We start from the raw sequence: 19,171 nt of genomic DNA, 5'->3' as shown, positions 1-19,171 counted from the left end.
TTTTGCCGTCGAGGATGAGGTGGGGGACGCGGTCGGCGGCGGCGTGTTCCAGTGCTTCGTGCAGGTCGGGGGCTTGGTCGGCCAGGACGTCGATGACCTCGTGCAGGTAGCGGTAGGCGGTGGCCTGTGACAGTCCGAACGCGATGCCGTGCAGGCGGAGGTTGGGCTTGGAGCGGAACCAGGCCAGGGCGAACAGTGCCTGGTAGAAGCAGGTCAGGCGCCGCGACCCCTTGGGCGTTCCGCGGTGGCGGCGTTCGGCGTGTAGCAGGCGGCCGACGTAGCGGACCAGTTCACGGGAGACGTCGAGCATGGCAGGATAGGCGATCACGTGGAGCTTTCTCGGTGTGAGGATCTTGTGGTGAGACCCCTTCTACCGGAAGCTCCACGTTCTTTTTGGGGCTCCTGACATTCATCCGCATATCTGCACGAGCGTGCCTGTTCCTGTCAGACAAAGCCCTGATGTCCGAGTCGATCTCGGTGAGAAAACGTCAATGCATTCAATAATGCCGATGCGGCTCACCACTGCCGCCCCTACGGCCCGGACACGGCGTTGGCGGCATCAAGGCCGGAACCGACCTCGCGCCAACGGCGTCGTGCACGCGCCCCCTCACGCCATCACGGCTGCGCGAGCTCACCTGGCCGCCGAGTGTCTCGGGCTGGCGGAGTTGCCCGATCTCGGCGGGTTGTTCAATGTTGGGACCTTCTGGCGGCACGAGGTTGCTCGCCTCCGCGAGGGCCGATGCTGAGCAACGTCGCGGCCGCCGGTGGGTTACCTGCCTCGGCTGTCGCGGTCGCAGCCGCGTACGCAGGAATCCCTACCCGCCGACTACAGCGCGGCCAGTGCCCGCGCCGCGATCATCGCGGGATCCTGCCGCCGCTCCCGGAGCGCTTCGGAGAGTTCGGCGATCGTCGCCTGATCGAGCGCGGCCATGGCGCGCCGCCGGGCATGGTGACGATCAGGGTGCAGTCGGCGGTGTCGGCGATGGCGACCTCGCTTTGCCCGACCCCGACGGTCTCCACCACGACGACGTCCAGGCCGAGGGCGTCGAGCACGCGCACGGCGGCGGGCGTGGCTTCGGCCAACCCGCCGAGGTGTGCCCGGCTGGCCATCGACCGGACGTAGACGCCGGGGTCGCCGATCAGCGACGCCATCCGGATCCGGTCGCCGAGGATCGCGCCCCCGGTGAACGGACTGGACGGATCTCCCGTAGCGGCCCGCCGTACGGCGTGCGGCGGGCCACGTGGCACGTGCTCCGGCACGGTCAGCGTGCCGGTTACGCCGCGGTTGGGTGATTAACCGGCAAAACGGTGCACGGCGCCGGCATACCCGTCCGCGACGATCGTCTTCGCCATGGGCTCGTAGTCGGCCTGGTCCGGCGGCGCGAGCGTGCCCAGGCCATCGACATACCGGTTGAACATGGAGAACATGGCGGCGATCAGCACCGTGTCATGGATCTCCATGTCGGTCGCTCCGTGCTCGCGGGCGGCGGACACCGCCTCCTCGGTCACGGCACGCCCGCTCTCTCGCACGAGCGCGGCGATGTCCAGCAGTGCCCGCATCTTGGGCGAGACGTTCGCGGCATGCGGGTTGACGCAGGCCTGGACGACCTGCGGCATGCCATCGGGAAGCTGTTGCGCCGCGACCGCTCCGTGGATCGAGCCGCAGAAGTGGCAGTCGTTGAGCCGCGACACGTATGTGGCGATCAACTCGCGCTCACCCCGGGACAGCGTGTTCTCGCCCCGCATCAGCACGTCGGCGAGGTCATTGAGGAGGCGGCCGGTCTCGGGCCGGTACAGCATGAGGCCCACGATGCCAGGGGCGTCATTGTTGAGGGAGATGTGTGGCATGTCACGATCTTCGCTACCGGATTGGCAGTGTCAATAGTCCCGGGCGAATCGTTTCCGCGAGTGCGTCCTGATCTCTTTGCGACAAGGGCGGTGATACCCACGCTGCGGGACGACGTTCGGCTTGACCGCGCGGGCGGGAACTGCCCACACCCGCCGAGATCATCGAGAAGCTGGAGTTGTGGTGAGCACGGAGCCCCGTTCTCACCACAACTCGGCCCCTCCCCCTTCGTCTGCCCTTGAGTACTGTTACGCCTCCATCAGGTCGTTGACAGCGCGATATGCCTGGTCGATGGCGCCATGGGTGTAGGCGAACGCCCCGGCGTCGGAGTTGGCGATGGCGATGCGACCGAAACGCCTGCGTGCGATGGCGAACGGCTGCTGCTCCTCAGGCAGGAAGATCGCTGGATCGTCCAGCGAGTTGTATTCGTAGGCGTAGCCGTGTGCCCAGCGGTTCACGGTGATCGCGGTGATGTCGCGGGCCGGGTCGAATCCGCCGGGTCCGAGGGCGCGGGCCATCACGTCGCGGATCTCCCGCTCGAAGGTCTCGAACGGTGTGCGGATGAGTTCGCCCCGACCTGCACGGTGCTGGGCGCGAGCCGGCAGTCCAGGCTTGTTGGGTGTCTTGGACAGAGTGACGATGTTCGGCTGGGCGGGGTCGCGCGGCGACTCGTACGCACCGAGCCGGGTCGCCGGGTTGAGCCCGAAACTGTTCCAGTACATGCTCGGCGTCGTCACGCGTGAGACACCCAGGTCGACGAACGGCTGCCAGTTACGGAGCGCTACGCGGGCGTACAGCAACGGCACCTTGGCGCCGTACCGCATCGCCGCGACTTGCTCGGCGGGCAACCCGTCCACGATGTAGGAGGACACCGAGTTCCAACAGGCCATCACGGCGTGCCGAGCCTGAACGCGATAGCTCTTGCCGTCTTGGGAGTAGACGACCGCCACGCCGCGGGAGCCGCCGGGGGCTCCGGTGTGCAGGACGTTGACCGCCGTGCTGCGCAGGCGAATGCGGATCCGTTCGTTCGGCGCGTCCAGGTGACCATACTTGGCCTTGGCGGTGACGATGTGCTCCATGTCCTCGTTGTCGAAGACTTTCGGCACCAACTGGCTGACCAGCAGCCGCGCCACTGACGCGTTTCCATCGGGGAAGTAGTAGTAGTCCTCGTCGGTGGCTTCCAGCTCCATCCGCGGTGTCCGGCCGATGCCGGGGAACGGGGTGGGAGCGAGTTTCAAACCGGCGAATCCCGGCTGGCCCACGGCCCACGCGTCGCCCGCGGACACCGCCCCGATGTTCACACCCCACAGGCCGCTCGTGCCACGCTGAAGGAACTCGATGGCCTCGTCACCCACACCGGCCTTCTCGCGCAGGTAGCGCTCGTAGCTGATGCGGGCCAGCACGTCCTTCTTCTGTGCGTCGTCCAGGCCGGGCAGATAGTCCTCCTGGGCGGTGTAGACGCGAGCGACGTCGCTTTTGCCCTTGTCGGAAAGAGGCAGGCGGGCGGCAATGGATGTCCACGACTCCCCGGTGTCGCGAATCACCAGCTGGTCGGTGCCGTAACGCTCGCTGTTGAAGAAATAGCCCGACTTCAGCCCGAGAGAGGGGTAGAACCCCGATTCCGTGACGCGGCCGAGGCGATCCAGGTCGATGCCGATGTCCTGGAGCAGCCCCAACGCTTGTCTGCTGAACGTGCTCGGACTGTCGATGTTGACAGTGCCGCCGTTCGACAACATGGTTTCGCCCCGGACCTGGAACTCGTTCCGCCGGGCGTGACCGCCGAAGTCGTCCAGTGCTTCCAGAACCAATATCCGCGCGTCGCGGCCGAACGCCTGCCGGTAGAACCAGGCCGTGGCCAGACCGCTGATACCGCCGCCGACCACCACCAGGTCGTAGTCCTCGCCGGTGTCCCGGATCTGTCCCGGGTCGAACGAGCCGTCGCGTACGGCGTGCCCGACATCGAAGGATCCCGCCTGCTGGCCGCGCAGCCCCGTCGTCGACGGAGGGTAGCCGTTACCCCCGCCCGCGTACGTGTTCGCCGCGGCGGTGCCGGTCAGCCCCGGGAGGGCCGCCGCCGCTACGACACCCCCCGCCCCGATGGCCATCCCGTTGAGGAAGTCGCGCCGCTTGATCCGTCGCCCCATACCGAGCTCATGATCGCTGAAACGTCCCATGGACCCACCTTTTTCGTTGGACCGTGGGTCTGGATTCTTGATCTCACCACCGAACTTTGACAAGTAATCGGGTGAGATGAATCACAAGAACGACGAAAAACGACATCCAGCAACCGCCACAACAACCGCTTTCGAAGATCACCAGTATCCGTCCCCGGTGCGCCCGACGCTCGCAGGCAGGCCCACTGGCGAAGTGACGACCAGCCGCAGTGCCGTCCCGCCGGCGAGGTTTCAGGCAGCTCCAGGACGGCGTCCGGATTGTCGAGGAGTTGCTGGATAAAAACGCTTCGCCCGCCTTGCGTTCATGGGCGATGATGGGTCGGTGCCGCGTATCGAGACACCGTGGGGACCGTGGGAGGCGGCGCCGCTGGATGCGGTTGTCGCGCTCTTTCAGAACCTCGCTGCCCCGTGGTGGGTGAGCGGTGGGTACGCGATCGAACTGGCGGTCGGCCGCTCTTTCCGCGAGCACGCAGACGTGGACATCAATGTCCTGCGCCGTGACCAGCTCGCCGTACGCGCGTTGCTGGCCGATTGGGATGTGTACGCGGCCGATCCGCCGGGAGAGCTGCGGCCGTGGCCGGTCGACGAACCGCTGCCGCCCCATGTCCACGACATCTGGGTGCGTGAGCACCCAGGCGGGCCGTGGCGATTCCAACTGATGCTTGAGGAGGCCGACGGCGACGAATGGGTCTATCGGCGCGATGCACGCATCCGCTGCCCGCTCGCCTCGGTCGGCATCTCCGCGCAGGGCTTCCTTCGCCTCACTCCGGAGATCCAACTGTTGTTCAAGGCCAGGGGCACACGCCCCAAGGACGAACTGGACTTCGAGCAGGTGCTGCCCCACCTGACCCGGGAGCAGGCGGACTGGCTGCGTGAGGCGTTGGCGACCGAGCATGGCAGGCACCCATGGCAGGAACGACTCGGCAGCTGATCGAGCATGGCAGATCCCGCCTCCCTCACAGACGAGGAAGACTGGAGCGGCGGCTTCGACGGTGACAAAGGCCGAGCCGACACGGCCGAGGAACTCCTTCGGAGTGGCTCGTTGCAGCCAGGTCTGGATGGCGACCAGAACGGTGACGCCTGGCCCTTGCCGCTGTACGCGGACGAAACCATCGGTGGTAGTGCAGGCACCACAGGCATCGCCTCGACGCCATCGTGACCCCCACCGACCTGCCCGCGCCCAAGCTCGACTACAAGGGCGAAGGCGGCCGCGTGTTCGTGTCCCGTCGGAGTTCTCCCCGGGTTCTACGCTCCCGGGGCTCTACGTGGGGATTCGTCGCGGGGTTCTGCCCAGGTCGGTGGCGGTTACAGGCCGAGCGCGGCCAGCGCGGCCCGCCAGTCCTTCGCGATGGCCTTCTGCGCCGCAGTGAGCCGTACGGTTGCCGCGCAGACCGCCTTGTGCAGCCTGGCGCGTGGATTCTTGGCATGCTGCTGGGCCGGCCCGTGGGAGGGGCCGGATCACCGGGTGGCCGCCGCGATCATCTCGCCGGTCGCCGGTCGCCGCTCGCCGATCGCGAATGGCGGATCACGCACGCGGCTCGCGGCTCGCTGGTCGCGGGCCGTTGTTCAGTGATCGTTGGTCACCGTCTATCGGTCCAGCGTCGGGGACGGAACTTGGAGTACCGGTGGAACCGCATCGACACCGTCCCGTCCCCCTGATCGATCACCTCTACGCGATCGGGGTGACGGGACTTCCACTTGTTGTCCGCCGCGCACAACGGCGCGAGGTTGTCCAAATCCGTGCGGCCGCTCGGGTACCACGGCTCGATGTGGTCGATCTCCGCCAGATACGCCGGGACATCGCAGCCTACGCGGCAGCAGGTCCGGTACTTGGCCAGGATCGCTTCCCGCTGATCAGCCGAAGCCAGCCGGCGCGCCCGCCCGAAGTCCTTCACGATCCCGTCAGCGTCGCGGAGCACCCGCCGTAGTTCAGCGGTGTAGGCCATCCGGCGCGCGTCCACGGCCGGGATAGCGGTGCCGTCCTCCAGAAAGGCCGGCTCCTCCGACTCCCCGGACAGGGTCTGCTCGGTCACCGATACGTGCATCACCGTACGCCGCCCACCCTCCGACAACCGGATCGCCAAGGCGTCGGCCATGCGGCGGGCGTGGCTGCGCATGTCAGTGCCGTCGGTCTTCACCGCCAGAGGCTCCAGCCACGTCTTCAACTGCATCTTCAACTCCGGGTCCAGCAGCCCGCTGACGCGACCCATCCCATCCGCGGTCTCGGCGATCGTCAGGTGCTGGCGTTCGGTCTTGGCCGCCGCCCGCGCCAGCCTGCCCTCCGGGTCGATGGTCTCGATGATGGTCTGGCCAGCGCGGGCCACGTCCTCCACCGTGGACGCCGACGCCCGCGCCAGCTCCACCAGGATCGGCTCGGCCAGCACCGTCTCCGCGTCATCCAGGTGCCGGGTGGCGGAAGCGATCGTCGCCGCATACCCGAACGACAGCCGGCCGGAGGCGAACAGACCGGCGGTGTGCGGCAGGCGCGGCAGCTGCCGCGCCAGCGTGACGCGTTCTCCGGCACGGGCGGTGCGTGAGCCGGTGGCCGCCGCCAGCCACGCCCCGATCGACCGCCGCCCAAACAACTGGTGGCCCTTCCCGGCCTCGGCCAGGCGGAGGCGGGTCGCGATCGCGGCTTCGGCCAGATCGATCGCCCGGGCCAAGGCCACGATCTCCGCCATCGCCACCTCAACCTCAACCCCAGCCCCGGCCCCAGCGCCAGGCGCGGCGCCAACACCGGCACCGGCCCCCGCGCCAACCCCAGCCCCGACCCCGGTCTCGGCTCCGGCGCTAACCCCAGCGCCAGCCTCAGTCTCGCCTGGCACCTCCCCCGCAGCCGCGGCCAACCGCTCGGCACGTGCCAGCAGGTCAATGACGTCTCGTCCGGCCAGTTTCAGGTCGGGCCAGTCCCCTATCCGGCTATCACCCCCAGCAGCATCCGGACCTGTGGCGTTCTGGCCGCCACCGCCGGCGTTGCGTCCATCAGTGTCTCGGCGGTCGGTGGTAGCGCCCCGGCCGACAGCGTCCTGGCCATTCCGACCAGCGCCTCGGCTATCACGGCCAGCACCTTGGCGATCAGCAGCAGCGGCCCGGCCATCGGCGCCAGCATCCCCACCGGCCCACCCGCCACCGCGTCGTCCGTCAATCCCTCGCCGACCCTCGTCCCAGCGGCCCCGGCTCTGTCCGTCCGCGCCCTGCCGGCCCCAGTCTTTCCGCTGCCGATCATCCTGACCGGCACGCAGGGGACGGCTCGCGGACAGCTCCTCCAGGGTGGGGCGGCGGCCCTGCCAGATCCCATCCCAGGCCGACAGGTCGTCACGGCCGTACCCAGGCCGCGGTAGCTCGTCCCGGCCGGAAAGAGCACGACTATCGCCCCCGAGGCGCGGCGGCTCACCACCGGCCTCTTCCCTTGGCTCGGCCGTCTTCTCGCGGGACCGGTCGGGCTCTATGGGAGAGGGCGCGATCGGCGATCGCGCCGGATCCGAAGGCCGTCCACCGCTGTCAGGCTTCTGGTCTTCTGCCGTCTCCGGGAGGCCGAGCAGCCGACGGGCCCAGGACAGCGTCTCGTCCGGCTCGCGTCGCGCAGCTCGCCCCTCGGGGCGCGTCGTGTCGTGAAGGGCGGAATCAGGGGCTCCTCCGCGGCCGCCGGTGCTGCGGGCACGATCGAGGAGCCCGGCACTGCGGGTGCGATCGAGGAGCACCGCACCGTAGGAGTCACCGGAGAAACGATCCGACGGTTGGCGTCCACCGATGAACGGCGTGTGCCACCTGGACCCGCGCCGCCGCCGCGGGGACGCGGAAGACGCGGCGGACGGTCGGGACGGAGGAGCGTCCTCCGGTCGGCGCGACAACAGCACGCCACCCGAAAACATCATCTCTTTGCGCCTCCCCTCCCGCTCTGGCGATCGGACCCTCTGCGAGGATATCGTTCACACGTTCGATATTCAACTCTGAGTAGTCGCGCTTGCACTATTTGTGAGCAACGTGGACGGCATTCCGCTTGGTGGGCATTCATGAGGGGAGAGGTCACGGTGGTTCGCCACCGAGGCCGGCTTCTCTGTCGTCGGCGTTGTCACTGTCGTCGGCGTCGTCACTGTTGCCCCGGGACCAGGTGACCTACAGCTATGGCCGGCAACGTTGACGCCGCCCAGTTTGCGCGGCTTGCGCCCACGTGCCAGCCCGCCGCCCGCGTGGGCCAGGTGTACGGCGAGCAGGACCCAGGCTGTCGCCACTGCGCCCTTTCAGCGCCGTGCCCACCATTCGGTTCGCACCGTCGGCGACAGGTGCCAGCGCGGTCGACAGCGAATCGGCCAGGCCGATCAGCCGTTGGCCCGCGCCAGGCGTTCTTCTCCGGCGAACGTGGCGACGATCTTGGAGCAGGCCAGCCAGTGCGCTGTCTCCACCACACCCTCCGTGACGCGCGGATCGGCCCCCCTTCTTCGTGACCACCCTCACTCACCGTCCCGGAAACGGTCCCGAAACTCGGAGTGCCGGCGCGCAGACCTCAGCGGGGCGCGCCGGTTCTCCAGGTCCGGACAAGCCCCTGAAGCGGATCGACGGCGTGGTGCCGGCGCACCCAGGTCAGGCCGTATACCGGGCCACCGCGACCGCCCAGGCGATGTACACACCATTGACCGCCAGCCGCGCCAGCGCGCCGGCGGGTCGGTCCAGCTTCCGGGGCCGGTCCGCCCGCGCATGCCAAAGCGCGTCCACATGGGACACCAGATAGCCGGTGATGAGGGCGGCGGCAGCCCAGCTCCCGGCTGACCGGCTGGCCGGGACCAGCACCAGCGCACCCACAACGATCTCCGCCGCTCCCGTGGCGGCCACGAGCAGACCCGCCCGGCCCAGCCACGCGGGAACCAGCGTTCGGAAGTATCCAGGGACCACAAAGTGCGCGACACCCGTCACGATGAGGAAGATTGCCAAGCAAACTGCACCGATAGTGTTCATGGCGCGATGATTCAGTCATTCCATGCCTGGGCGCTTGAACAAAACGATCGCCGCATCGTCTACGCCTCCGGCGCCGAGGCGACGATGTTCGCCGAGACGTGTGCGTTCGGTGTTACCCGTCACCGGCTGCCCGCGTGGAAGGTCGTGCTGCCGATCGGCGGCCACGCCGAACTCCTCCGCCCTGGACAGCCCATGGTGACCGCAGCCGGGCTGATCGTCCCGCCCCAGTTCGCCCACACTTGTGCGGCGACCTCGCCCTACGTCGCGTTGTTCGTCGACTCCTGGCTGCTGCCCCCCACCCCGGAGCCGATCCCGCTTGATGCCGCCGAGGTCCGCCGCCTTGTCGCCGCGCTCGGCGCCGCCGACGAGGGCGGTCCCGGCACCGCCGCGGACCTGGCCTCCGGCTACCTTGAGCTACGCACTCTCACCCAGGCTCCACCCCCGCTGGACCCGAGAGTGGCGCACGCCGTCCGGCTGTCCAGCCATCCCGAGCCGGACATCACCTCCATCGCCGCCGAGGTCGGCCTGTCAGCCCCACGGCTACGCGCCCTCGTCCGGCAGACCGTGGGCATCCCACTCACTCGCCTCCGCCAATGGGCACGGCTTCGCGCCGCGATCGCCGAGCTCCCCGGCACCACCGCGGCCATGGCCGCCGCCACCGCGGGCTTCGCCGACCAAGCCCATCTCGCCCGTACGGCGCGCGGCCTCGTCGGGCGCACGCCCGCCTCCCTGCACGCCACAGCGCTCAACAGATCCTGATCATGGCGATCTACGGGCGGATTCTCGCAATGATCCAGGTCAGGAGTGCTCGCGGTGAACGAGCAGCATGAACGTCCGGGCGTAGGACATCCCGTCGGCCGGCCGGGGCCAGTCGAGATGGGCCAGCACCCGTGAGGCCGCCTCGTGGTGGACGCCGTCGACGCGTACCTCGGCCGTCTCATCCGATCCGTCGGCACCGTGGCCGCCGCCGAAGAACGCCTTGATGCCGACCAGGCTGTCGCGTTCGAGTCCTCCGTCCAATACCGGCGCCAGGTGGGGCAGGAGCACGTTGCCCGCGGCCCAGGTCTGCACGGCCTGGTGATCGGCCCCGGTGCCCCAGCCGGTGATGCCGCCGTGGATGGCGTGCCAGCCCGGGAACCCTTCTGGGTCGTCGGGGGGAAAGTGAGCGGCAAAGGTGCCGTTCTGGGCGAGCAGTTCGAGTACGGCGCTGCCGGTAGTGCCGAGCCAGATCTGGATGGCGGTATTCACCGCCTCCTCGATCGTGGCGCCGTACCCCGCGACGCAGTCGGCGATCGTGGTGTCTTCGGGCCGGTCGACGTTGAGCACGAAGTCCAGATCGAGGTGGCCGGGGTGGCCCGTGTGATCCTTTCGGAGCGCGACGGCCACGGTCCCGGGCCCCTTGGCCAGGTGCCCCTCGACCTGCCAGGGCCTGCCCATCGCCTCGGACAGGTGCCGGGCCACCATCTCCAGCACGACATCATCGGGCAGGCGCTCGCCGTCCATGCGGTTCTCCTCTCGCTTCGCGTACGCGATCTACGACTGGAGGGTTAGCAGAACGCATCCTGGCTGACAAATCGCCGCCTGTCGTTAAATAGCTCTGATCGTGGAGATCTGCGGGCGCGGGGGAATTCGGGGCGATAGGCAGGAATTGGGGGAGATTCGCCGGTCGGTCCGCGTCCGTCCGTTGGGTGGTCCCGTACAAGGAGGCAGTTCACCGTGGTGGCTCGATCATCGGCAGGCGGGGTGGTGGTTTGCCCAAAATCCTGGCCATCAGGGAACGATCGATCATGTCAGGGCGGCAGCGACTCGCCGGCGGAGCAGGGCCTCGTGGGCGGGGTCGGTGCGCAGCGTCACGGTCAGCCCGGCGTCGGCGGCCTCGGCCAGGACGGCCAGCAAGGTGGCGAACTGTTCGGAGGGCTCGACGGCGAGCAGCTCCTCGGCGTACTCCACGATCAGGGCGACCTTCCCCGCGCGCGTCGCGTCCCGCAAGGAGTCGGTGAGGGCGTCCCAGTTGCGGCCGAAGTAGTCAGGGAAGCGCAGGGCCCGCGCCACCTCCTCGAAGAAGGCGGCGCGGGTCCGGCACGCTCGCCCGTCGACGATCGCCGGCGCCGGATCGGTGGTCACCGTCAGCCAACGCGGCAGCGGACGTGCGCCTGTCATGGGAAGTCCTAGAGCCTGTAGAAGTCGGTGTAGTGGTTCGGCGAGAACCAGACCGCGCCGGTGCTGCGGTTGACGACGATCCGGTACGCGTCGCGCGCGGCGCCCTTCGCCCGGGAGTACACGTCGTACTCGTAGTAGGTGGCGCCGCTGGGGAGTTGACCCTCGCGGTTGTAGAAGCGCCCGCCAGTGTAGTTGTAATTGCCGTCCGGCCAGGAGTACCACCCGCTGCTGGTGGGGTACCCCTTGGCGGCCCAGATCGAGTTGGCCGAACGTGCGTCGGAGCATCGGGAGATGGTGCAGGAGCCGTAGACCGACGCGTTGGCGGGGGCGATGCCCACCGCGCTGGTCAGGGACGCGATGGCGGCGAGCACGATGGTGAGCCGGACCGGCCAGGAAGGTCGGCGGCGCTGGGGAGTGTGCACGAAGCCTCCTTACGGGAGATGCGACATGGGCCGACAACCGCCAGGATCACCGCTCATCTTGGAACAATAAAGACGAAAACCGCCAAAGGGATGGTGAACTCTTCGCCTCGACGGCCTCCGCACGCTTCATGACGGGCCCGGGCCAAGCTGGCCACCTTCATCGCGATCGCGTTCCTGTGGTGTCCGGGCGCTTCGGCCGATCGCGTACCGGCCGCCCCGCGTCGGGACTGGTACGGACCGGTCGAGGGCCAGATGAGGAACTGGTATTGACCGGTTTCCATTACGGTGATCTCATATGGGCAATCCGGTGCGCATTTATGCGCATTCGGGCGGTTATGTGCACTCAAAGGAGACCGTGTGCCCCCCAACCGTCCCTTAGCCGTGACCCTCGCCGCGTCCCTTCTGCTCATCACCCCCGTCAACGCCGCCAAGGCCGCCGAAGCCGAGACCACCCCCATCGCCGTGGCCCCCACGGCTCAGCAGGCGAAAGCCCGATCCGACGGGTTCCCCATCGACCCCGTCGTCGGATTGGTCCGTACCAGTGACGGCGACCAGTATGCCGAAGCCCACGTGCGGCGGACGCTCGCCGACGCGGGCGTGAAGCGGGTCGTCGCCACCGACGGCGACGACCCGCACACCCCAGTCACGATCTACCTGGGCGACGGCGACGCCGCCCTCGACGGGCTCGGCGTGAAGAACGCCGACGGCCTGCCGGCCGAGGGATACGTGCTCGCGGCCGGGCACAGCGGCGGGCACAAGGTCATCGTGCTCGACGGCGTGGACGCCGACGGCACCTACTACGCCGCTCTCTCCCTGCGCCAGCTCATCCAGCGTCGCCAGGGCACCGACTGGATGCCGGGCGTGGAGGTGCGCGACTGGCCCACGATGCGCTACCGCGGCTCCATCGAGGGCTTCTACGGCACCCCCTGGTCGCACCAGGACCGCCTGGACCACCTGAGCTACCTCGGCGCGCACAAGATGAACACCTACGAATACGCGCCCAAGGACGATCCCTACCATCGCGACAAGTGGCGCGAGCCGTATCCGCCCGACAAGCTCACCCAGCTCGGAGAGCTGATCACCCGCGCCCGTGAGAACCACGTCGACTTCACCTTCGCCCTGTCGCCGGGCCTGTCGATCTGCTACACCAGCCAGCAGGATGTGCAGGCGCTGCTGGCCAAGTTCGAGGCCGTCTACGCGCTCGGCGGGCGCTCGTTCAACATTCCGATGGACGACATCGACGCCGGCCGCTGGAGCTGCGAGGGCGACCGGGCCAAGTACGGCAACCCCGGCGGGGCCGGAGCCGGGCGGGCCCAGAGCGAGCTGATCAACACCGCCCAGGCGTGGGCCACGGCCAAGGGCGACGTGGCGCCCCTGCAGATGGTGCCGACGGAGTACTACGACGCCTCCGAGTCGCCGTACAAGAAGGCGCTGCGTGAGGTCCTCGACCCGAAGGTCGTCGTGCATTGGACCGGCATGGGCGTCGTCCCCGCGGCGATCACCAAGGCTCAGGCCGCCGCGGCCAGGCAGGTCTTCGGCCACGAGATCCTCGTCTGGGACAACTACCCGGTCAATGACTACAACCCGGGCCGCCTGCCCATGGCCGACTACGCCGGGCGCGAGCCCGGACTGTCAGAGCACCTGGCGGGGATCATCTCCAACCCGATGAATCAGGCCGCGGTCAGCAAGATCGCCCTGTACTCCTTCGCCGACTTCGGATGGAACGACCCGGTCTACGACGCCAAGGCGTCCTGGCTGCGCGCCCTGGGCGAGGTGGCCTCCGGTTCGGACAAGGTCGTCTCCGCGCTGCGCGACGTGGCCGACCTGAGCAGCTACGACGGCACCGTCCACCACAAGCAGGCCCCGGCACTGGCCGCCGCGGTCGAGGAGTTCTGGCCTGCCTGGCGCGACGGGAAACCCACCACACTGCGGGCCTACGCCGAGCGCGTGCTGGCCGCCCCCGCCACCATCACCGCCGGGGTGAAGGACCAGGCATTCCTGGAGGAGGCCAAATCCTGGCTGGACGCCACCGAGCTGTGGGCCAAGGCCATGCTCAAGGCCCTCGACGTCCTCGACGCGGTCCGGGCGGGCGACGGCACCGCCGCGGTCAGGGCGCGGCAGGATGCGCTCGACCTCATCGCGGCGGCCAAGGCCATCCGCGACCCGCGCGCCCCGCACTCCACGACGTTCCCCCGCATCGGCGACGGTGTCCTCGACCGCTTCATCACCCAGGCCCTGGGCGAGCTGGACCGCTGGATCGGCGTGGTCGCCGACCGGCCGGCCGCCTCCAGCACGCTGGGGACGTATGCCGACAACACCCCCGACCGCATGGTCGACGGCGACCTCGACACCTTCTACTGGAGCAACAACGCCCCAGGCGCCGGTGACGCGGTGAGCGTCGACCTCGGGGCGATCAAGTCCATCGGCGACGTGGCCGTGCTCATGGGCAAGCCGAACAGCCCCAACGACTTCATCCACGACGGCGTCCTGGAGTACTCCACCGACGGCGTCGCCTGGACCAGGCTCGCCACCGGCACCACCGCCGAGGTCAAGGCGACCGCCCCGGCCGGGGCGCGCGCCCGCTACGTCCGCTACCGCGCGACCGGCGGCAACGACTACTGGCTCGTGGTGCGGGAGTTCCAGGTGGCCACCCTCGGCGACGACGTCACCCGGCTCACCGTCAGCGGCGGCCCGGCGGGCGCGAACCCGCAGGCGGCGGCCGACGGCAACCTCAGCACCGCCTGGACCGCCTCCGACGCTCCGGCTGCCGGGGACGCCCTGCAGGTGACGCTCTCCAAGCAGCGCCTGATCGACCGGGTGATCGTCCTCGGCACCGGCGAGGCCGAGGTCCAGGTCAGGACCGGAGGCCAGTGGCAGCCGATCGGCAAGCTGGCCGGGCCGTACACCGAACTCGACCCCGCTGACGTGACCGCCGACGCGATCAGGCTGGCCTGGACGGCCGGGAGCGCCGCGCCGAAGATCGCAGAGATCGTGCCCAGGTATGGCGACGTGCCGACGGCGGTGCTCTCGGCCGACCCCGCCGCGCTGGACACGATGATCGGAAAGGAGACGACGCTCACGCTCAGCGGCACAAGCCAGCGCGCCGCCGCCGTCACTGGCACGCTGTCGGTCAAGGGGCCGGCCGGGTGGAAGCTCCCGGCCGACCGCGAGATGACGCTGCCGCGCGGCGGCGAGCTGATCGCGCCCGTCGCCTTCACGCCCACGGGTTCCGGCACGCTGGAGCTCTCCTTCGCCGGGGTGACGACCACGGTCGCGGTCAAGGCCCACCGGGCGGTGGCCGAGGCCAACCTCGCCAAGGGGCGGCCGGTCGCGGCCTCCAGCGTCGAGGGCGGCACCGCCTTCGCGGCGGGCAACGCGGTCGACGGCGACCTGGCCACCCGCTGGTCGTCCGGCTACACCGACGCCGAGTGGCTGACGATCGACCTCGGCTCCGCGGTGGACGTGGGCAAGGTGGTCCTGCGCTGGGAGGCCGCATTCGGCACGGCCTACCGAGTGGAGTCGTCGGCCGACGGCCTCACCTGGACTCCGCTGGCCGAGGTGACCGACGGCGACGGCGGCGTGGACGAGATCTGGATCGACCAGGCCAACTCCACCCGCCACCTGCGCGTGCAGGGCGTCAAACGAGCGCTGGCGTGGGGCTACTCGCTCTGGGAGGTGGAGGTACACGCAGCCGCCTGATCCAATGCGCTGGCCGCGGTCGATCGGATGATCGCGGCCACCGCCGTGCCCGGCATCGTGCGCGACGGCGTCCCAGACGAGGGGCTCTGCCCAGGTCCCGCATTCGAGCGGTCAGACCAGGCGGGACGGAGGACTCGCGTGGGGGGTGGGGCGCGATTCGGCCTCCGTGGCAGGAGGCGTCGAGCGCAGCAGCCGCAGGACCGCCGCGCAGACGAGGTAGGTGATCAGCGCGACTGCCGGCATTCCGGACACGGTCGGAGCGGTGCTCGGCCACAGACTGTTGGAGAGCAGGGCGAAGGCGACTCCGGCGAATCCCGCCATGGCCAGCCACAGCCGGAAAACCTGACAGGACGCCAGGCGGGCCAGGTTGGCCGGCGTCCGGAGCGAGAGCCGGCGGGGCCGTTGGGTGCCGCGCACCTCGATCGGGCCGAAGATCGCGACGAGCAACGTGAGGACGACGCTGAACATGACCAGCATCGGGAACCTCCAGGCCAGCCACGCGGCCGATCCGGCCTCCGGAGTCGGGAGCACGCCCGCCACGTCCAGTGCGGCGGCGAGCAGGATCGCGGCGGAGATGTGCCAGAGGAAGATCGTCATGATCATCGAGTTGACGGCGACCACGGCCATCCACCGTCGGGTGTGCCGCAACCATCGTTCGGCCCGATCCCGGAGCAGTAGCGCCACCCCGAGCTGGGCGGTGGCGACCGCCAGCAGAGCCAGGCTGGGTGGGGACATGTTGTGCAGCCGCTCGCCGGGCACAGTGATCATGCTGATCGGGTAGGGGCCGGCGAGAGTGAGCAGGAGCAGCGAGCCGGTCCCGGCGAGCAGCAGCGGCACGGCGACGCGAGGGCGGGCCGGCAACAGCCCGTCCCGCCAGGCGAAACCCATCTGGTGGACTGCCAGCCAGCCGAACAGGAAGTTGCCGTTACCCCAGAAGTCATGGCCGAGGAGGCGGGCCACATCGCCGACGGCGACGAGCCCCACCAGCACCAGCGGGACGGCGAGTCCGTACCGGCGGTGGAGGGCGTACATCGGCGGGGTGAGCACGACCACGATCAGGTAGACCACGAGGAACCACAACGGGATCGAGGCGAGCCAGACCACCGTGCGAACCCGGGCGGGGTCGGCGTCGAACAGGTGAGCTGCCAACGCGCCGCCCCCCAGCACCAGCACCAGGGCCGTGGTCGGCGGGATCAGCCGGCCGCTCCGCTTGATCAGCCACTCGGCGGCCTTCCCTCCGCGGCGTCGCTCCGCGGCCAGGGAGACGGCGTTCGCGTACCCGCCGACGAAGAAGAACACGGGCATCACCTGGACCACCCAGGTGAGCGGCTGCGCCCACGGCAGATCCGGCAGCGCCGACCGGCCGATCAGCTCGCCGTGCTCGCCGTAGCCGACCACCGTCGCCAGCCAGTGCCCGATGACCACGGCGACGATCGACACGGCTCGCAGCAGGTCGATGAACCGCTCCCGCGACGGCGGCGTCTGCTCCGCGAGCCGCCGGACCTCTCGCCACGCGGTGCCCATGTCCTGCATGTTCCCCAGCAGACGTGGAGCTACCGGCAGACGAAAGCCCTGCGGCGTCGGGCGCGATGTCGAACGTGGAGGCGGCGGACGATGTGCTCTTCACGGCTGCCCGACCTGTGCTCAAATTCGATCACATCTCAGGTAACCGTCAGCACACAGAACTCGTTGCCATCGGGATCGGCCATCACCACATGACCCTCCTCCGGGCGTTGCCCGATGTCGATTCGAGTCGCTCCGAGGGAGACGAGACGGTCGACCTCCGCTTGCTGATCACCGTGCTTAGGTGGAGCGAGGTCGAAGTGCAGCCGGTTCTTCCCGGTCTTCGGCGCCACTGGCGGACCGCCCCAGGTGATCTTCGGACCGCCGTGCGGCGAGCGAATCGCGGTCTCTTGGTCCTGATCCCAGACCAACGGCCAGCCCAGCGCTTCGCTCCAGAAGTACCCGACCTCCTGTGAACCGTCGGACGCAAGCGCTCCGATGAATCCGCAGTCGGCGAGGAATTTGTTGCCCGGCGCAATGACGCAGAACTCGTTGCCTTCGGGGTCGGCGAGCACCACATGACCCTCCTCCGGGCGTTGCCCGATGTCGATGTGCCGCGCACCGAGTCCGAGCGACCTCGCCACCGTCTGCTGCTGGTCTTCGAGGGACGTGCTCGTCAGATCGAAGTGCATCTGGTTCTGGCCGGTCTTCTTCTCCTGGGTCGGAAGAAATCGGATCCGGAACCCGGTGTCATCGCTCGGCAGGAGCGTGATGCCATCGTGGGGGTCGTTGGCCATCTCCCAGCCCAGGAAGCCGGCCCAGAAGCGCGCGAGACGGAGCGGGTCGTTCGCATCGAAGCAGAGCGCGACGAGCTGTGACGTCATCCCGCATCTCCAATCTGTTGACTCACAGGCGCAGACAGGGCACGTCCTCCTGGCGCATGGCGGAAGCAACGCTAGCCCGCTCGAAGACTGCGACGCCAACGCATTATGAGTCAGAGGGCAACGCTTCCGGCGCACGATCCGCGATCAGGACAGTGGACGCCTGACTCAGGCGCCTTCGACGCCGTCAACGAACAGGAGGTGCCGGGCCAGTGCCGCCTTGCGGATGGAGTCGTATTCGCCAGCATGGAGATGTGGGGGCGGCTGGTCCGCACACGTCAGCCTGGAAAGGCAGCATGATCACCATGACGGAGCAGATTGCCACTGTGTATGTCCTGATCACCGCCGGCGACGAGGCCGAGCTCGTCACCGACCTTCATCCCAAGTCCGCGCCGCTGCGCGTGCCGGCGGCACGGATCGCCGAGCAGACCGGGCTGCCGGTGAACGAGCTGCCCGGCCGGCGCTTCACCGTGGCCACGCTCACCGTCACGGACGCGGACGGCTTCACACTGCTGGACGATCCGCGCCTCTGATCGGCGCCACGGGCGCTCGCCGGCGCCACACGTCATGCGCCGGCGTGGCGATCGCGATCGGCTCGTCGACCAGCGGCTCGGGCTCCGCCGTCTCAGCCGCGACGGCGTGACAGCGCCGTCATGGCCACCGAGTTGTGCACCGTGAACGAGACCGTGCCCGGCAGGTAGCGGTCCTCCGACCACTCCAGCGGCGTACCCGCCGGGTCGGTCGCGCGCCGCCGCTCCCGGATCAGCGGCCCGCCCTCGGCGCAGCCGAGCAGGCGGGCGTCCTCGGCGTCGGCGTAGACGAGGTCGACGGTGTGCTCCGCGTCGGCGAACACCACACCCTGCTCCGCCAGCGGCTCGGTGTGCGAGACGGCATCGGGCTCGAGGCGGACGATCATGGCGCCGATGCGCTCGGGGTAGATGGTCCGCTCGATCATGATGGGTACGCGGGACAGCGTGCGCAGCCGCAGCACACGGTAGATCTGCGAGCCGGCGAGGAGTCCGAGCAACTCGCACTCCAGCGGACCGGCCAGCCGGTGTTCCACGTCGACGGTCCGGCCGCCCGGCTCCTCCCCGATCGAGCGTGCCCAGCGGGTGAAGCTCAGCAGTTCGAAGAAGCTCTGGGTGCGCGCGGTGCCGAGCACGACGCGCCGGCTGCCACGCCGGGATGTGACCAGACCGTTGGCGCGCAGCACGGCCAGGGCCTGGCGGACGGTGCCGCGGGACACGCCGTACTTCTGGGCGAGCTCCTCCTCGCTGGGCAGGCGACCGCCCGAGCCGTAGGCGCCCGAGGCTATGGCCTCGCGCAGGTCGGCCGCCAGCCGACGGTACCGGGCTCCGGCCACGCCGCCACCCGCGCCGCCACCCGCGCCCGCCATGTGGTTCCACCTCACCCTCGTCCGTTCGCCGCCGTTCTGGCGCGACCCTACACGCTCGCCGTCCCCGCCGATCGTTCATGAGCCGGCCGGCCGCCCCGCGCACCGCCTTTTCCCGGGACCCTCGCCCGCCCGTTTCT

17 protein-coding genes and 1 pseudogene are annotated in these 19,171 nt (G+C 69.2%); 5 read left to right on the top strand and 13 right to left on the bottom strand.

The window, feature by feature from the left end:
- The 4 genes and pseudogenes from QSK17_RS15745 to QSK17_RS15730 all read right to left on the bottom strand — a co-directional run.
- Positions 1-328 (bottom strand): helix-turn-helix domain-containing protein (locus QSK17_RS15745; RefSeq protein ID WP_285705491.1); only part of this gene is annotated, 328 nt, incomplete at its 3' end.
- A 611-nt stretch (positions 329-939) separates the two neighbouring features.
- Positions 940-1,203, bottom strand: a pseudogene (locus QSK17_RS15740) (methylmalonyl Co-A mutase-associated GTPase MeaB); the annotation flags it as partial.
- Between the two features lie 90 nt (positions 1,204-1,293).
- Complete coding sequence (locus QSK17_RS15735) at positions 1,294-1,848, bottom strand: carboxymuconolactone decarboxylase family protein (RefSeq protein ID WP_285705490.1); 555 nt, start codon at positions 1,846-1,848, stop codon at positions 1,294-1,296.
- 246 nt (positions 1,849-2,094) lie between these two features.
- Entirely contained in the window at positions 2,095-4,020 is a 1,926-nt protein-coding gene (locus tag QSK17_RS15730) for an NAD(P)-binding protein (RefSeq protein WP_285705489.1), read from the bottom strand.
- A gap of 322 nt (positions 4,021-4,342) precedes the next feature.
- On the opposite strand from QSK17_RS15730, the gene QSK17_RS15725 reads away from it, so the two are divergent.
- Complete coding sequence (locus QSK17_RS15725) at positions 4,343-4,951, top strand: nucleotidyltransferase domain-containing protein (RefSeq protein ID WP_285705487.1); 609 nt, start codon at positions 4,343-4,345, stop codon at positions 4,949-4,951.
- Positions 4,952-4,957: 6 nt separating this feature from the next.
- Positions 4,958-5,179: a hypothetical protein gene (locus QSK17_RS15720; RefSeq protein WP_285705486.1), complete on the top strand. Its 222-nt coding sequence runs from the start codon at positions 4,958-4,960 to the stop codon at positions 5,177-5,179.
- Between the two features lie 421 nt (positions 5,180-5,600).
- On the opposite strand, the gene QSK17_RS15715 is transcribed toward QSK17_RS15720, so the two are convergent.
- The 3 genes from QSK17_RS15715 to QSK17_RS15705 all read right to left on the bottom strand — a co-directional run bounded on the left by QSK17_RS15715 (position 5,601) and on the right by QSK17_RS15705 (position 8,949).
- Positions 5,601-6,701: an HNH endonuclease signature motif containing protein gene (locus QSK17_RS15715; RefSeq protein ID WP_285705485.1), complete on the bottom strand. Its 1,101-nt coding sequence runs from the start codon at positions 6,699-6,701 to the stop codon at positions 5,601-5,603.
- A 230-nt stretch (positions 6,702-6,931) separates the two neighbouring features.
- Positions 6,932-7,165 carry a hypothetical protein gene (locus tag QSK17_RS15710; RefSeq protein ID WP_285705484.1) on the bottom strand — a complete coding sequence of 78 codons (234 nt, stop codon included), beginning with the start codon at positions 7,163-7,165 and terminating at the stop codon, positions 6,932-6,934.
- Between the two features lie 1,436 nt (positions 7,166-8,601).
- Positions 8,602-8,949 carry a DoxX family protein gene (locus tag QSK17_RS15705; protein WP_285705483.1) on the bottom strand — a complete coding sequence of 116 codons (348 nt, stop codon included), beginning with the start codon at positions 8,947-8,949 and terminating at the stop codon, positions 8,602-8,604.
- Positions 8,950-8,979: 30 nt separating this feature from the next.
- Between QSK17_RS15705 and QSK17_RS15700 the strand changes: the two genes are divergently transcribed.
- The gene (locus tag QSK17_RS15700; RefSeq protein ID WP_285705482.1) at positions 8,980-9,732 is read left to right on the top strand and encodes an AraC family transcriptional regulator; all 753 of its coding nucleotides are present in this window, start codon (positions 8,980-8,982) and stop codon (positions 9,730-9,732) included.
- Positions 9,733-9,771: 39 nt separating this feature from the next.
- Here the strand turns inward: QSK17_RS15700 and QSK17_RS15695 are convergent, their stop codons facing one another.
- From QSK17_RS15695 to QSK17_RS15685, 3 genes are all read right to left on the bottom strand, one after another.
- Positions 9,772-10,476: a DUF6348 family protein gene (locus QSK17_RS15695; RefSeq protein WP_285705481.1), complete on the bottom strand. Its 705-nt coding sequence runs from the start codon at positions 10,474-10,476 to the stop codon at positions 9,772-9,774.
- A 282-nt stretch (positions 10,477-10,758) separates the two neighbouring features.
- A complete protein-coding gene (locus tag QSK17_RS15690) occupies positions 10,759-11,133 on the bottom strand; it encodes a barstar family protein (protein ID WP_285705480.1) in 375 nt (124 codons plus the stop codon).
- An 8-nt stretch (positions 11,134-11,141) separates the two neighbouring features.
- Positions 11,142-11,555 (bottom strand): ribonuclease domain-containing protein, encoded by a 414-nt coding sequence (locus QSK17_RS15685; RefSeq protein WP_285705479.1) that lies wholly within the window; start codon positions 11,553-11,555, stop codon positions 11,142-11,144.
- Between the two features lie 357 nt (positions 11,556-11,912).
- Here QSK17_RS15685 and QSK17_RS15680 point away from each other — a divergent pair, with 357 nt between their 5' ends.
- Positions 11,913-15,254 (top strand): glycoside hydrolase family 84 protein, encoded by a 3,342-nt coding sequence (locus QSK17_RS15680; RefSeq protein WP_285705478.1) that lies wholly within the window; start codon positions 11,913-11,915, stop codon positions 15,252-15,254.
- A gap of 111 nt (positions 15,255-15,365) precedes the next feature.
- Here QSK17_RS15680 and QSK17_RS15675 read toward each other — a convergent pair whose 3' ends face one another.
- Both QSK17_RS15675 and QSK17_RS15670 read right to left on the bottom strand, forming a co-directional pair.
- On the bottom strand, positions 15,366-16,778 hold the full coding sequence (locus tag QSK17_RS15675) for an acyltransferase family protein (RefSeq protein ID WP_285705476.1): 1,413 nt from the start codon (positions 16,776-16,778) through the stop codon (positions 15,366-15,368).
- A gap of 137 nt (positions 16,779-16,915) precedes the next feature.
- Positions 16,916-17,641, bottom strand: coding sequence for a VOC family protein (locus QSK17_RS15670; RefSeq protein ID WP_285705475.1), 726 nt, complete (start codon positions 17,639-17,641; stop codon positions 16,916-16,918).
- Between the two features lie 302 nt (positions 17,642-17,943).
- On the opposite strand from QSK17_RS15670, the gene QSK17_RS15665 reads away from it, so the two are divergent.
- Positions 17,944-18,171 (top strand): hypothetical protein, encoded by a 228-nt coding sequence (locus QSK17_RS15665; protein WP_285705474.1) that lies wholly within the window; start codon positions 17,944-17,946, stop codon positions 18,169-18,171.
- A 92-nt stretch (positions 18,172-18,263) separates the two neighbouring features.
- Here the strand turns inward: QSK17_RS15665 and QSK17_RS15660 are convergent, their stop codons facing one another.
- Positions 18,264-19,034 carry a GntR family transcriptional regulator gene (locus QSK17_RS15660; protein ID WP_285705472.1) on the bottom strand — a complete coding sequence of 257 codons (771 nt, stop codon included), beginning with the start codon at positions 19,032-19,034 and terminating at the stop codon, positions 18,264-18,266.
- Between the last annotated feature and the right edge of the window lie 137 nt (positions 19,035-19,171).

Origin of the sequence: Microtetraspora sp. NBRC 16547 (assembly GCF_030268965.1) — a bacterium.
Lineage (GTDB): Bacteria > Actinomycetota > Actinomycetes > Streptosporangiales > Streptosporangiaceae > Microtetraspora.
This window is presented reverse-complemented; position numbering and strand designations above follow the sequence as displayed.

What these genes read in the sequence shown, in the direction of transcription:
- QSK17_RS15720 (WP_285705486.1), top strand. Translation starts at nt 4,958, where the DNA reads ATGGCAGATCCCGCCTCCCTCACAGACGAGGAAGACTGGAGCGGCGGC.
- QSK17_RS15670 (WP_285705475.1), bottom strand. Translation starts at nt 17,641, where the DNA reads ATGACGTCACAGCTCGTCGCGCTCTGCTTCGATGCGAACGACCCGCTC.
- QSK17_RS15715 (WP_285705485.1), bottom strand. Translation starts at nt 6,701, where the DNA reads ATGGCGGAGATCGTGGCCTTGGCCCGGGCGATCGATCTGGCCGAAGCC.
- QSK17_RS15665 (WP_285705474.1), top strand. Translation starts at nt 17,944, where the DNA reads ATGACGGAGCAGATTGCCACTGTGTATGTCCTGATCACCGCCGGCGAC.
- QSK17_RS15695 (WP_285705481.1), bottom strand. Translation starts at nt 10,476, where the DNA reads ATGGACGGCGAGCGCCTGCCCGATGATGTCGTGCTGGAGATGGTGGCC.
- QSK17_RS15690 (WP_285705480.1), bottom strand. Translation starts at nt 11,133, where the DNA reads ATGACAGGCGCACGTCCGCTGCCGCGTTGGCTGACGGTGACCACCGAT.
- QSK17_RS15700 (WP_285705482.1), top strand. Translation starts at nt 8,980, where the DNA reads ATGATTCAGTCATTCCATGCCTGGGCGCTTGAACAAAACGATCGCCGC.
- QSK17_RS15730 (WP_285705489.1), bottom strand. Translation starts at nt 4,020, where the DNA reads ATGGGACGTTTCAGCGATCATGAGCTCGGTATGGGGCGACGGATCAAG.
- QSK17_RS15660 (WP_285705472.1), bottom strand. Translation starts at nt 19,034, where the DNA reads ATGGCGGGCGCGGGTGGCGGCGCGGGTGGCGGCGTGGCCGGAGCCCGG.
- QSK17_RS15675 (WP_285705476.1), bottom strand. Translation starts at nt 16,778, where the DNA reads ATGGGCACCGCGTGGCGAGAGGTCCGGCGGCTCGCGGAGCAGACGCCG.
- QSK17_RS15735 (WP_285705490.1), bottom strand. Translation starts at nt 1,848, where the DNA reads ATGCCACACATCTCCCTCAACAATGACGCCCCTGGCATCGTGGGCCTC.